Source organism: Dysgonomonas sp. GY617, from assembly GCF_015233815.1.
Lineage (GTDB): Bacteria > Bacteroidota > Bacteroidia > Bacteroidales > Dysgonomonadaceae > Dysgonomonas_A.
Map to the genome: position 1 here is coordinate 103,630 of NZ_JADCLR010000002.1, position 14,834 is coordinate 118,463.

Annotated in this window: 11 protein-coding genes and 1 pseudogene; 6 read left to right on the top strand and 6 right to left on the bottom strand. The window is 36.8% G+C overall.

Annotation, left to right across the window (positions count from 1 at the left end):
- Positions 1–6: 6 nt before the first annotated feature.
- Complete coding sequence (locus IR022_RS04085; RefSeq protein ID WP_194202716.1) at positions 7–834, bottom strand: helix-turn-helix domain-containing protein; 828 nt, start codon at positions 832–834, stop codon at positions 7–9.
- A 153-nt stretch (positions 835–987) separates the two neighbouring features.
- Between IR022_RS04085 and IR022_RS04090 the strand changes: the two genes are divergently transcribed.
- From IR022_RS04090 to IR022_RS19845, 3 genes are all read left to right on the top strand, one after another.
- Complete coding sequence (locus tag IR022_RS04090) at positions 988–1,542, top strand: GNAT family N-acetyltransferase (RefSeq protein ID WP_194202717.1); 555 nt, start codon at positions 988–990, stop codon at positions 1,540–1,542.
- A gap of 178 nt (positions 1,543–1,720) precedes the next feature.
- Positions 1,721–2,065, top strand: a complete 345-nt coding sequence (locus tag IR022_RS04095; RefSeq protein WP_194202718.1) for an MGMT family protein — start codon at positions 1,721–1,723, stop codon at positions 2,063–2,065.
- Between the two features lie 317 nt (positions 2,066–2,382).
- Entirely contained in the window at positions 2,383–3,708 is a 1,326-nt protein-coding gene (locus IR022_RS19845; protein ID WP_199330262.1) for a bifunctional GNAT family N-acetyltransferase/class I SAM-dependent methyltransferase, read from the top strand.
- A gap of 69 nt (positions 3,709–3,777) precedes the next feature.
- Here the strand turns inward: IR022_RS19845 and IR022_RS04110 are convergent, their stop codons facing one another.
- Positions 3,778–4,680 (bottom strand): DUF6268 family outer membrane beta-barrel protein, encoded by a 903-nt coding sequence (locus IR022_RS04110; RefSeq protein ID WP_194202719.1) that lies wholly within the window; start codon positions 4,678–4,680, stop codon positions 3,778–3,780.
- Positions 4,681–5,020: 340 nt separating this feature from the next.
- Between IR022_RS04110 and IR022_RS04115 the strand changes: the two genes are divergently transcribed.
- From IR022_RS04115 to IR022_RS04125, 3 genes are all read left to right on the top strand, one after another.
- Entirely contained in the window at positions 5,021–5,854 is an 834-nt protein-coding gene (locus IR022_RS04115; RefSeq protein ID WP_242053058.1) for a sensor histidine kinase, read from the top strand.
- Between the two features lie 3 nt (positions 5,855–5,857).
- On the top strand, positions 5,858–6,610 hold the full coding sequence (locus IR022_RS04120) for a LytR/AlgR family response regulator transcription factor (protein WP_194202721.1): 753 nt from the start codon (positions 5,858–5,860) through the stop codon (positions 6,608–6,610).
- Positions 6,611–6,745: 135 nt separating this feature from the next.
- Positions 6,746–7,318, top strand: a complete 573-nt coding sequence (locus IR022_RS04125; protein WP_157258090.1) for a hypothetical protein — start codon at positions 6,746–6,748, stop codon at positions 7,316–7,318.
- 119 nt (positions 7,319–7,437) lie between these two features.
- Here IR022_RS04125 and IR022_RS20315 read toward each other — a convergent pair.
- The 4 genes and pseudogenes from IR022_RS20315 to IR022_RS04145 all read right to left on the bottom strand — a co-directional run.
- Positions 7,438–7,677: pseudogene (locus tag IR022_RS20315) on the bottom strand (heavy-metal-associated domain-containing protein); the annotation flags it as partial.
- A 179-nt stretch (positions 7,678–7,856) separates the two neighbouring features.
- Positions 7,857–9,470 carry an efflux RND transporter periplasmic adaptor subunit gene (locus tag IR022_RS04135; RefSeq protein WP_194202723.1) on the bottom strand — a complete coding sequence of 538 codons (1,614 nt, stop codon included), beginning with the start codon at positions 9,468–9,470 and terminating at the stop codon, positions 7,857–7,859.
- A 10-nt stretch (positions 9,471–9,480) separates the two neighbouring features.
- Positions 9,481–10,947: a TolC family protein gene (locus IR022_RS04140; protein WP_410492792.1), complete on the bottom strand. Its 1,467-nt coding sequence runs from the start codon at positions 10,945–10,947 to the stop codon at positions 9,481–9,483.
- Between the two features lie 61 nt (positions 10,948–11,008).
- Positions 11,009–14,833 (bottom strand): efflux RND transporter permease subunit, encoded by a 3,825-nt coding sequence (locus tag IR022_RS04145; RefSeq protein WP_194202725.1) that lies wholly within the window; start codon positions 14,831–14,833, stop codon positions 11,009–11,011.
- Position 14,834: the final 1 nt, after the last annotated feature.

Genomic DNA, 14,834 nt, shown 5'->3' on the forward strand with positions numbered 1-14,834 from the left:
TCTTTCTTATTTTCTATACTCCGACAAAGACATCCCTGTCTGTCGTCTAAAATACCTGCACATATAAGATGTATCTTCGAAATGAAGTTGCTCTGCAATCTCCTTAATTGAAAGATCTGTTGAACTTAACAAGAATTTTATTTCTAAAATAACCTGACGATTAATCAGATCTTTGGGAGAATCATTAAATTGCCTCTTTGTTATTTGCGACAAGTAAAAGGGAGTAATACAAAGCTCCTTTGCATAAAAAGCAACATCACGATGTGTTGTGCAGTGCTTGCCAACCATATCCCAGAATTTCCAGCACAGTATTTCTTTACGGCTATATTCCTTTCTAAGTATAGAACTTGCTTGAGGAATCTTTTCTGTAATCTTCAAAAAGAAATTTTGTAAATGGTTACGTAACATGATGTGTTGATGTGTAGTACACTCTTGCATAATATGAAGGAATTGCCCGAGCCATATATCCAATAATGGTAATTCTGTTTTTTTAGGAATACAAAGTGGCGATTCCCATAAGAATGAAAACAGATAATTAGGAAGATTGTAGGCTATTTCGGATGCAAAATCTTTATCTATCATGCAATAAAACAATCTGAAATCTTTCGAAGTCCGTAAGATTATAGTAATAGAATCATGTGATAAAACTAATATTTCATTCGTTTTTAATAGGTAATTTTTAAAATTCACATTAACTACCGCTTGACCTTCCATGCAGATAAAAATAACAGTATAGGAAAGTTTCAGGGGATAGCCTTTATGCCTCTCCATATTGCTTTCTCCTATTGTCACTTTTTCTTTTTTTCTAAATATGTCGGGAGCTAGATTTATCATGTGTATTTCTATTTGTACCACAAATATACTCTTATGTCAGAATAAGAGGAGTAATAGTTTTAAAAAATACCTATAATACTCAAATTATAATTCTATATCTTCATTGTAATAGCCATACTTTTGTATTCGTATTAATAATATAATTTGAAAAGTATGATTTTAGAGACAAAAAGACTTATTCTGCGCCCATGGAGAGAAACGGATGCAGAAGATTTGTATAACTTCGCCAAAGATGAAAGAGTTGGTCCTATTGCAGGATGGCCACCACATAAGAGCGTAGAAGAAAGTGCCGAAATTATTCGAACAATATTTACACAAGAAGGAGTATTTGCCGTTACGCTGAAAGAGGACGACATTGCCATTGGTTTAATTGGGCTAATTCGTGGAGCTAAGAGCAACTTTCCAATCAGCGAAAATGAAGCTGAAATTTCCTATTGGATCGGGGTTCCTTTTTGGGGTAAAGGATTTATTCCCGAAGCAATCCGCGAAGTTACCCGTTACGGTTTCGAGGATTTGGGACTAACAAACATTTGGAGTGGGTATTTCGATGGTAACGAGAAGTCGAAACGCGCTCAAGAAAAATGTGGCTACCGTCACCATCATATTGAAGAGAACAAACCCTATGCATTGACGAACGATATACGTACGGAACATGTTAGTTGTATAACAAAAGATGAATGGATTGAATTCACAAATACAAGTGTGTAATATTAGTAATCAACATGATTTTATTATAGCTATCTGTAAGGTAATAGACCTGAACAGGTAGCTATTTTTTGAAGCAGCATTTATCATTGTCTCAATACATTGAAAAATTCTGATCTAATGACTATCATTTTTGTATTTTTGTTGAAAATATAAGGAGTACCACTAACTCTGTAAAGCAATGGATAAAATAGATAAAGAAGCTTTTGTACTGGCTGTATATGATATAGTGAAAACCATTCCTTATGGGCGTGCTACCAGTTATGGAGCTATTGCCAAGGCTGTGGGTTACTATAACATGCCTCGAATGGTGGGTAAAGTGATGAGCGAATGTAATTCGTCCGAAACGGGTATTCCTGCCCATCGGGTGGTGAATAGTCAAGGAATATTATCGGGCAGAGATGCTTTTGGTGGTTCGAGCGAAATGCAAGAATTATTAGAATCGGAGGGTGTAGTTGTTGTAAATAATAAAATAAAGAATTGGAAAACTGTTTTTTGGAATCCTTTGGCAGAAATAAATATTTAACTTGCTGACAATCTCTATTAATACATTCTTTTTTGCTGAATACTTCTCTTGCAAAATAAATTATATCTTTACTGCTACATAAAGGTTTATCCTTTTTTATTACTTATATAATTCTATGTTTACTACAACTACAAATACATATTGGGTGTTGTAAATAGCTTGTATCTAACCAATACTAGCTATCCTTTCACTTTCCTGTCGGACATCTCCTAACTGTCTGATATCATTTTTGTACCCAATTTAAAACAAAAGCGTTATGGTATCTCTGCCTCAGAGGTATTGATATCTATTCGCGTATTCATAATTATAAGATGATAATGAAAAATAAAACGATTATAGAAACAACAAGACTCAGAATTATACAACTTACAGCAGAGCAATTTCAATTATGGTTATGCGGAGTTGAAAAAATGGAGCAGAGTTTACGGCTAACCCCGTCTAATGAATATCTTGACGAACATGTACAAGGGGCGATGGAGGCTCAGTACAAGAAAGCACTAAATGATCTAGATAATTATATCTGGCTAGGTAATAGACAAATTATACTGAAATCGGAGAATAAATCTATAGGTAGTGCTAATTTTAAGAACTCACCGCAAGAGAACTCCGATGTGGAAATAGGCTATGGCATAAATGCAGATTATAGAAATGAAGGCTATATGACAGAGGCTGTTCAAGCCATTTGTGAATGGGCTTTATCTCAGAGTGGGGTGAATAGTGTAATAGCAGAAACAGACAAAGAGAATGTTGCTTCCCAAAAGGTATTGAAGAAATGTGGAATGCAGAAGTACCAAGAATCAGATACCAGTTTTTGGTGGAAATTAGAAAAAAGTAGAAGAATGAACATAATTAATAAAAAACCGGAGTTCTTTAAGAAGACCGAGGCCTCTATCTGGACAGATCCTTATATTCAAAAGAATCTATTGGAAGCACATCTTAATCCCTCTTCTGATGCAGCTAGCAGGAATAAGGAATCGATAGAAACAATAGTAGATTTTATAGATCGGCAAATTAAACCTAACAGTAAAATATTAGATCTTGGCTGTGGTCCAGGATTGTATGCTGAGTCACTCGTGGGAAAAGGGCATACTGTAACTGGTATTGATTTTAATAAAAAGGCGATAGAATATGCTGTCAAGCAGAATGAAACCATAAAATATATTGAAGGAGATTATATTAAAAATTTTCCTCATGGAGAGTACGATGCCATCATTATGATCTATTGCGATATGGGTACACACTCCGATGATGACAGAGACATTTTATTGAATAATTGTTTTCACTCATTAAAAGAAGGAGGGAAAATTATTTTTGATGTTTTCAATGAGGATATAATCAAAGACAAACAAGAAGGTTTTGATTGGGAATATACTTCGGGTGGTGGATTCTGGGCAGAAAATGAATATTTATTGTTGAGTCAAACCTTTCATTATCCGGAGAAGAATGCTTTTGCATATCAGTATAATCTGATTCAGGGAGAGGATGTTCAACACTTCATTATTTGGGATAGGTATTATACTCAAGATGAAATAACGAATGTTCTCCGCCATGTTGGTTTTAAAGATATACGTGTGAAGCATAAGCTATTGGAAAGGAATGATTTTACGTCGAATAATGAGATGTTTGTTGTTGCAGAAAAATAGAGTAAATAATAAAGGACAGAAGGTTTTACCCTCCTGTCCTTTATAAGAAAAAAACAATAGATTTAATTACTAGAACTGATATTTGAATGCGACAGAAGCATAAGGAGCAACTGAAAAGTGTGGATTGTTTTCTCTACCCATAGCTTTGAAAAATGCTTGCAAACTTCTTTCATCATAATAAGCAGGTCGTTCTGCTGATACTCCCAATATAATGGGTACAGAAAAGGATTTTCCAATTTTGAATTCGGGTTGTAAACCGCCAATCATATATTGATGGGTGAACATCATATCCTTGCCATCAATGGTCTCTAATGCCAATGATCCGTTCATCTGACCCACAAGTTTTAATTTGAAATGTTTGCTAAATTTAATACCGCCTGATACCTCAAAAGCATTCATTAAAGATACATTTACTTCATAGCGTCCATCTAGTCTCCAATTCAGATAAATAGCAGGGAAAGCCATCGGGTAACCAAATGATGTGTTGACTGCCAATCCCCCTCCTAAATCTAGATTGTCTCTGCCATGCCATATGAAAATAACTCCACCATGGCCCAGAACGTTCTTCATTCTCACTTTAGATAAATCTGTATGGGCTGTATAAACTCCTGCTCCTAAAGTTGCTAATACCGACCATTTTTTGCTTATAGGTCTAAGATGCATCAATGATATTTGAGCATTTAATATCTCGGAAGGAGACAAATTTTCTGGTATATCTCTATTCTTTAACGAAGTGTAAGAACCGCCTAAAGCCATTCCCCATACTTTGGGATGGTTATATTCGTCTATCTTAACAGAAAAAGGTATTTGTGCTCCAGCCGAAAATATTCGGGCTTCACCTTCACCTCCCGTTTTTTCATTATTGATGTCTTTATAGTCAGAAGATCCGATATATTCTGTTTGTACATATATTTGTGCATTAAGTTGCACAATGAAAATTCCGAAAAATGCGAGAAGTAGCGATAGTTTCATTACCTGAAATGTTTTATTTAATAAATAGATATTTGTTTTCTGAGACAAAGATCAAGCAGAATCTCTATTTTTAGAAATAGATTTGACGAACCGTCATTTGCTTATGACGAACGATGCAATGTCTATTATTTTAAACCCTTACCTTTGCAAAATGAAATATTTTTATTTTAAAAGTTATAATCAAATCTTTGTCCTCTTTTGGATAATTATATTTATTCTACTCTGTATTCAGTGTTTAAATCAGGCATCCTTTGTAGAGGCAATCCTTTTTTCTCTGAGTTATTCCTTTAGTGCGTTTATATTAGCATATTTCTTAACTGCGATTTTATTGGAAAGGGCAATGGAAGAAAAAAAAATGACTGTTTTTGTCGGTCAGTTTATATTCTTTTCATTACTTACATCTTTGATACTTACCTTTGTTGCCTATGGATTTAAATGTCTTGAGGAGATTGGAGTCTTTGCTCCTTCACTGCTATTCAGAGAGAAAGAATCATTTTTGATTTCTTTTATTATTCAAATTCCCGGAGCCCTTATTATAAATTTAGGTTTCTGTGGATTGCGTTTTTATTATGAGCACACTAAGTTGCAAAAAGTACATTTAGAGGTTCAATTGCAAATGCTGCGAGAGCAGATGAATCCTCATTTTATGTTTAATGTATTGAACCACATTCATATCTTAATGCAGAAAGATGTCGATTTAGCATCGTCTCTATTAATAAAGTATTCCGATATATTACGTTATCAATTATATAGTGGGAAGCAGGAATACATTAGCTTAGATCAAGAAATTCAATTCTTAAAAGACTTTATTGATGTGGAGCAAATCAGATGGGGAAATGAATTGGAAGTAAATTGTTCTTGGCGTATAGAAGACAGGGGTCGAAAATTTCAGCCTCTATTATTCATTACTTTTATAGAGAATGCATTTAAGCATGTTGTGCGATCAACTTCCGAAAGAGGATATATTCATATCAATTTAGAACAAAAAGGAGATACAATTTGTCTGAATATCGAAAACTCGAAATCAACTTTACAGATCAAAAAGAATACTGATTCGGGCTTAGGTTTAGAAAACATAAAGAAAAGATTGGATATCTTATATCCTGATAAATATAAACTATTGATAGAAGAAACAGATACGGTTTATTCATCAAAACTTATTATTACAATATAGATTATGGCAGATATAATATCCAAACATACCGATGGTAGAGCTTTAAAATGCTTAATTGTTGACGATGAGCCGATAGCTATTGAAGGTATTGTTAACTATATAAACAGAATGGATTTTCTGGAAGTCGAAGATTCGTGTTCTTCGGCGATTGAGGCAGCAGAGATATTAAAGAAGAAAGAAATAGATTTGATGTTTCTTGATATCAATATGCCTTATCTCTCGGGGCTTGAATTTTTGGAGTCGTTGGAAAAAGCGCCAATGACGATCTTAACAACCGCCTACTCGGAATATGCATTGGAGGGATTTAGATTGCATGTGGTTGATTACTTGTTGAAACCAATTACTTTTCAACGATTTTTTCAAGCTGCATCAAAGGCTCAGAAATTGTTTCAGTCTCAGATCTTATTACAAAATAACGGGGAGGATGCTAAATCTAACATGTACATACGTCAGGGCGATTCTTTTGATCGGATTGCATGGCAAGATATTCTGTATGTGGAGGGTATGCAGAATTACCTGAAATTACATTTTAAAGATAAGACTTTAGTAATTCATCAGACAATGACTTCTTTAGAAGAGATACTACCAAAAGATACGTTCTTTAGGATACATAGATCATTTCTCTTGAATATATCCTATATTGATTCTATATCAGGTGGGCGAATTTTTGTGAATGGCAAGGAATTACCAATATCGAAACAACGCAAAGAAGAACTTCTAAATACTGTAGTTTATAAGAACTTATTGAGCAAATAAAAAGAAATATCTATTGTTGTCGTATCGTTGATAATGGGAGTGCTATTTTGGTATTTCAATTCTAGTTATATCTTTGTGCAGAAATGACCTGCCTGCGGAAGTCAGAACGGCTACAAACTAACTTAACTATTATCTATGAAAAAAGTATTACTCATTCTTAGTCTTTGCCTATGTTTTTTGTTAAATCTCAATGCTCAAGAACAGTCATCTAAATTTAAAGGAAAAATGGTATATGCTGAGGTCGGAGGTCCAGGTGTTCTTTTTTCTCTTAATTTCGATTCACGTTTTTCTTCTGCCAGTAACTTAGGACTAGGTTATAGAGTTGGTTTGGGTTTTGGTTTGGGAGATGAATGGGAATATTCTTATTACAATAATGGAGGCAAAGAGTATTATAGAAGCTCTACAAAAACAACTTCATACATTACAATTCCTTTGGGACTAAATTATGTTCTGGGTAAGCCAAATTCGCCCCATACCTTTGAGGTTGGAATTGGGGCAACTATATTAACTAAAAAGCTCCATGTTTTTACTTCTGATAATTGGGCAGGAAAAAGTGAAGGTGGAAATTTTATTGGTCACGCCACTTTTATGTATCGTAGACAACCTCTTGATGGCGGTTTCACATGGCGGGCAGGACTTATGCCTGTATTGGGAACATCTGGCGATATAGAGCTGGGTATTGCAGCTGGTATTGGCTATATTTTTTAAATTGATTGTAACTCACTATAATAAAACAGGACTATCTCAATCGAGAAATAGTCCTGTTTCGGGTTTAGACTTCAAAGAGTAAAACTATTTTGAATGTCTTTTGAATAGGGGGTATTTTATTATCTGTATTGGCAACAACCAGGTAATGCATCATAAGTACTTTGATCTGCTTTGTCTTTGTCAGTATCGTGTCCGGCTTTGGCTATGGCTTTACTGATGGCGTCTAAATTGGTTTGACTAGGATCGAAGTTAAGATGTAATTCCTTTTTCTCCATATCCCATGTTGCCGAAGAAACTCCTTTCACATCCTTAGCTGCCTTTTCGATACGTTCTTTACACATTTCGCAAAGTCCTAGAACTCCAAGCATAGCATGTTCATCCTGCTTATTTTCGTTTGCTGTAACAGATGTTTCTTCTGGTTTACTGTTCGAAGCGCCTGAATTGCATGCTGTAAAAGAGAATGCTCCGATAGCTGCTATTAAAAGATACTTTTTCATTTTCGTTTTATTTTTAATTATTATCTGTATTTATTCAATTCTTATTTTCTGTATTTGCAACAGTCTGGCAAGGCATCATATGTTGCCTTATCGGCTTTATACTTATCCGTATCATGTCCAACTTTAGCTATTGCTTTGCTTATTGCATCAACAGATGTTTTTGACGCATCAAAGTTAAGATGTAGCTGTTTAGTCTTTTGATCCCACGAAGCAGAAGATACACCGCTTACTCCTTTTGCTACTTTCTCTATACGATCTTTACACATTTCACAAAGCCCTTGAACATTGATCATTGCATGTTCACTCTTAGTAGAAGAGCTCGCCTTCATATCACTGCCCATGCTCGACATATCATGACCTTCATGTCCCGTAACGGGGCGCGAAGATTCTTCATTCATCATGCTACGTTTTCCTTCAAGTTGAGCACTGGCATCAATAGAGAATGCTCCGTTGGTTACAATCTCATCACCATCATTAATTCCTGAAATAACCACATAAGAATTACCAAGCGAAGGACCTAACTCTATTTCACGCAACATAAATGCAGGTGCATCTCCATCAGTTTGTTTTACATATACAATCGAGCGTTTTCCTGTCCACAATACGGCAGACTTAGGAATAACAATCTCGTTGTTGTATTGTTTCAATGGTGCTTTTATAATTGCATTAGCATACATCTCTGGTTTTAACTGAAATCTGGGATTTGCTGTCTCTACTCTTACTTTTGCTGTACGTGTTGTTTTATCCAATATCGGGTCAATAAACGAAACTCTGCCCGAGAATGTTTTACCTGGTACAGCTTGTAGCGAAAAATCTATTTTATCACCTACTCTTAGAAAAGGTAGATCAACCTCATAAGCGTCGAACATTGCCCATACTTGCGAAAGGTTTGCTATATCGAATAGTACATTTCCTTGATTAACATAATCTCCCTGATTTACTTTTTTGCTTACAACAATACCTCCTGTATTTGCTTTTATCTCAACAAGGGGAGAAACGTTACCCGAACGTTCGATATTTAGAATCTGATCGTCAGTTAATTTCCATAAGCGAAGTTTCTCTCTGGCTGCTTGAACAAGGAGAGGTTGAGCGGATGACATTTTTGCAGCTTCCAATAATTCTTGCTGTGCACTCAATAGCTCAGGAGAATAGATGGTAGCAATAGTTTGCCCTTGTTTTACTGTTTCCCCTGTGAAATTGATAAATAACTTCTCTATACGCCCATTTACGTGTGAGGTTTGAGATTGTGACAATCTTTCGTCCGCTTTTATTGTTCCGTATAGTTGTACGTCTTTTATCGGGTTCTGACGGCTCACCTTGGTTGTTTGAATATTTGCTAAAGCGATAGCCTCTTTCGACATTTGTATCGCATTTGGGTCTATTGCTTCATCAGATGATCCGCCTGATGTTTTTAAAGGAATCAAGTCCATTCCGCAAATAGGACATTTACCGGGTTTATCCATTTTTATCTGTGGATGCATAGAGCATGTCCATACTTGCCCTGCTGCGTCTTCATGAGCATGTTCTTCTGTTTCGCTATGATTGTGCGAGTTATTCCCGAATATAGCCCATCCAAAAAATAGTCCAACGATAAGAATCAAACCATATTTTAGATAGTTGTTTCTTAGTATATTTTTTATTTTGTTCGTATCCATAACATGTAGTTTATTTTTGTTCTTCTATATCTTTAAATGAAATCAATTTCTGAATGGCTGCAACCATGGTGTTATAATTAGCTATGGCTTCGGCTCCCTTCAATTGGTAATCGAGTAGCTGACGTTGAACCTGAATTACATTCGTCAAATCGCTTTTACCCGAAATAAATTCCTGCACAACCAGATTATAAGTTGTTTGTGCTAAATTGGATTGTTTTTTATAAAGAGCAATTTTTCGCGAAGCGTCATCCAATTGATGTTTAGTCTTGTATAATTCGGCTTCGAGAGTATTGAGGGTATTGGTGTATTTCTCTCTACTGGCTTGCCACCAAAACTTACTTTCTTTTTGTTGAGCCTTATATTTATTTCTGTATATAGGTATACTTACGGATACCATAGGCATAATCATATCCTTACCATTCATACTACTCATGGTATTAGATGCACCCATATCCATACTCATCGGGGTTTCAGTAGGAAGGCTTTTATTGATAAGCATATATTGAAGCCCTATGCCAAACATCGGATAACTCATCTTTTTGTCCATTTCGGCTTTAGCTTTATAAGCAAGACCCTCTTCGTTTATCATTCCCAGCATAGGGTTCTGATCTGTTATTTTATCCATTGCCGATGTTCCATCAAAAAGGAAAGGTATTTGATCGAATGAATCAGGAATATTAATCTCGCTATCAGCTGAACGATTAAGTAGAGTATTGAATTTGGCTTTCTCTGCTTTTATTTCAGATTGAAGGCTTTCTATATTATTATCAAGTTCAGTTATTTCCATCTGAATACGTAGCACATCCGACATTCCCGAAGATGAGCTTCCTGACATACTGCCTCCACCTGCACCTCCCATAGACGACATTCCGCTACTGCTTTGGGTTGCTGCCTGTGTAGTAGCACCGCCACCCATTGATGACATAGACGACATGCCTCCACCTGTTGAAGTAGACGCAGTTGATGCTGCTTGAACAGGGGCGGGGAGTGTATAGCCTGAGCTAGAACCACTTGATGGAGAGGAGAACTTCCTCAAAGCAAGTTCTTCTAACTGGGTTAAGAGCTTCTTATTCTCGTTATTATTAATCAGTTTCTGTTGTAAGCTGCAAAGTATAAACCATTGGGTATATACACTCAGAAAAAGATTATCTCTTGTCTCACGAAACTTTTCGAATGACATTCTGGCCATGTGGGTAGCTTCGGTTTGAGCTGCTTTCTTTGTTCCAAACCAAGGGAACATTTGCATCAATTTAAATTCTGCTACCTGACGACCATCAATAATATCCATCGGTTGAAGAAAAAATCCTATTTCCAATTCAGGGTCTTCATAAGCACCTGCTTGAGGTATTTTTTGTAAGGATGCTTTGTAAGCCAGAAAATCGGACTTTACACCCGGATTATTTCGGGCTGCTATCTCTAAATAATGACTTAATGAATCAGCAGTTTGTCCCCATGTGGGAATGCTGATCATAGTCATCACTACGAGTATTATTATATATTTATATTTTTTGTCTAACATATCGTTGTGTATTTTATTGTTACTCTTTTATACTACCACCTTTTTTGATAGCCCATTCTCTCCACCAGCATTGCAGCACGGGAACAACAAACATTGTCATCGACTGAATAAGCATACCTCCAAATGTTGGTATTGCCATCGGTATCATTATGTCTGATCCTTTACCTGTTGATGTTAGTACGGGTAGCAAGGCTATTAATGCGGTTGCGGTTGTCATAGCTGCGGGGCGCACTCTTCTCAATCCTGCATGAACTACTGCTTCTCGGATTTCGTCTTTTGTTTGTGGGTTTCTTTCTAAAAACGTATCGTGTATATAAGTACCCATCAATACTCCGTCATTGGTTGCAATACCAAACAATGCGATGAAACCTACCCAAACAGCAATACTTAAATTGATAGGGTGCATCTGAAACAGATCCCGTAAGTTAGTGCCTCCCATAGAGAAGTTCATAAACCAAGGTTCGCCATAGAGCCACAACAAAATAAATCCTCCAGCGAAAGCAACTAGTACACCCGAGAAGTGAATCAACGAGGCAGTTACTGTTTTGAACTGGAAGTATAAAATCAAGAGTATCGCTAATAAACTAAGTGGAACAACTATTAGCAGGCGATTGGCGGCTCGTTCTTGTTGTTCGTAATTACCAGCGAATTTATAAGACACACCTTTAGGTAATTGTAATTCTCCAGAGCTGATTTTTTCTTTTAATATTTTATCAGCTTCATTTACAACATCAACCTCTGCTTTGCCTCCTATCTTGTCGAAAATGACATACCCTAAAAGAAAAGTATTCTCACTCTGAATCATTTGAGCGCCTTTAGTGTATTCTATATCGGCTACCTCTTTTAGTGGAATCTGTGCTCCTGTTGCAGTAGGCACAATTAATCTGGCTAATTCATCGGGGTTACTTCTCAACTCTCGTGGGTATCTCAAGCGTACGGGAAAACGTTCCCTGCCTTCCACTGTCGTGGTGAGAGCCATTCCTCCCACGGCTGCACTAATTACATCCTGTAAATCTGCAACTGTAATTCCATAACGAGCCATATTCTGTCTGTTCAACTTAATCTCTATATATGGTGCGCCTACTGCACGATCATAAAAGACAGTCGAAGGTAAAATAGAAGGTACATCTTTGAGCGCTTGCTCCATGGCTCGTCCTCCTTGCTCGATAGATTCCAGATCGGGGCCAGATATTTTTAATCCCATCGGAGCACGCATTCCAGTGGATAACATTACCAAACGAGCTTCAATAGGTTGTAGCTTTGGTGCAGATGTTAATCCCGGCATATGAGAAACATTTACTATTTCTTGCCAGATATCATCTGTGTTCTTAATATGAGGACGCCATTGACGGAGATAATCACCTCCATTATCAGCCACAAGACTATCGGCAGGTATTAATCTGAATCCGTCTTTTGGCTTATAAACAGACCCGTCTTTAAGTACGAATTCGCCATCTCGGTTTACTTTGAACCTCTTGCGATGACCATTCTCATCCAAAATATATTCAGAGCGGTAGTTAATTGTATTCTCAAACATCTGAGTTGGAGCAGGGTCTAGAGCCGAGTTTACACGTCCCCATTTACCTACTGCAATTTCTACTTCGGGAATGTTGCTTATGCGTTTATCCAGAGTTTCTATAAATTGAAGATTCTGTTCTATCCCTGTATGCGGCATACTTGTGGGCATCAATAAGAATGATCCTTCGTTGAGGCTTGGCATAAACTCTTCACCTATTCCCGGGAATCTCTCGCTTGATGCTTGCCAAAATCCTGTTTGTCTGAAACTTTTCCAACCAACAGTTTCAAAACCTTTGGCTACTACACCAAAAGTAGTATCGAAGCCTAGCCATATAACGATTCCGAAGAATACGGTTATAAGAGGCAACATCATAAATTTCCAGCGATGAGCCAGACACCAGCGTAAAATGCCTTCGTAATAGATAACTAATACCCACAATATTCCCAATATGATGGCGATAGACGCTATCACAAATACAAAATTGATAGATAAACCTTCTTGTGTTCCTATCGGTAACCATTCTATAGTCAGATAATAAACTGCTATTAAAAGAGCTATTCCAATATTTATATATGTAGGTATCTTGTTGTTCTCCCAATAATAGGCGAATAGATTATTCAAGCCTAATAAGGTAAGCCCAAGAGCAGCAATAACTCCTGTGAAAATAAAGAGAATAATACCTCCTGCTACAAGAACTATATTGGCTACTTTTTTTACTTGCTTAGATGTTATTTTAAGTGAGAAAATATAATAAGCAATGGTTGGCAGCATAGCAATACCCAACAAAAATGCTGAAACCAGAGCAAATGTTTTTGTATATGCCAAGGGTTTAAATAGTTTACCCTCCTGAGCTTCCATCGCAAAAACGGGAAGGAAACTGATTATTGTTGTAAGCATAGCTGTGGATAAAGCTCCCGATACTTCGCTTACACTCTTATAGATAAGATTGACAAAGGCTTTTCCTTTCCTGACGGTTAGATTCTCTTCCTCTTCCATATGCCGGATTATATTCTCGACAAAGACGACACCCACATCTATCATAACCCCGATAGCAATGGCAATACCCGATAGTGCTACAATATTAGCTTCTACACCGGTGTACCGCATTATTATAAATGTACAGAGTACCGCAATTGGGAGAATACTCGATATGATAATGGATGCCCGTAGATTGAATACGAGAACAATAACTACTATAATACAAATAAGTATTTCATGCGAAAGAGCTGTTTCGAGTGTTCCTATTGTTTCTTGAATCAATCCCGATCTGTCATAGAAAGGTACAACTGTAACTTTAGATACAGTACCATCCGCCAGAGTTTTTTGAGGAAGACCTGCTTCCATCTCTTTGATCTTTTCTTTTACATTGTTGATTACCTGCATGGGGTTAGATCCATAGCGGGCAACAACTACACCACCTACGGCTTCAACTCCTTCTTTATCTAATCCGCCTCTTCGGGTAGCAGGACCTAGGTTGACAAATGCAACATCTTTTATTTTAACGGGTACACCGTCTCTAACTGTTATTGCAGCCTCTTCGAGATCAGATACATTTTTTATATAACCTAATCCTCTGACCAGATATTCTACTTTATTTATTTCTATGGTTTCTGCACCTATATCGAGGTTACTCTTTTGGATTGCATTCATTACATCCATCACCGAGACATTAAATGCTCTCATAGCATCAGGATTTATCTCCACCTGATACTCTTTGATAAAACCTCCAATAGAGGCTACTTCCGATACTCCTTCGGCAGACGATATAGAGTATTTTGCATAGAAGTCTTGAATGGTTCTTAATTCATCGGGATCCCATCCTCCGGTAGGTTCTCCCGTTTCAGGGTTTCTACCTTCTAGAGTGTACCAATATACTTGTCCCAAAGCAGTTGCATCGGGTCCTAAACTAGGCTGTACACCTTCGGGTAAAGTACCTGAAGGTAGAGAGTTGAGCTTTTCAAGAATACGCGAACGACTCCAGTAAAATTCAACATCGTCATCGAATATTATGTATATAAACGACATACCAAACATCGAAGTGCTTCGGATAGTTTTTACTCCCGGAACTCCTAATAATGAGGTTGTCAGAGGATAGGTAACTTGTTCTTGAATATCTTTTGGAGAACGTCCCATCCATTCGGTTGCTACAATTTGTTGATTCTCCCCAATATCGGGAATTGCATCCACGGGAACAGGATCACGAGGCAATAAGCCTCCGTGCCAATTGAATGGGGCGGTCGATAATCCCCATGCAATAATCATAATAAGTAATAATATTGTTATTAACCTATTATCAAGAAAATACTTGATTATTCTGTTGATCATA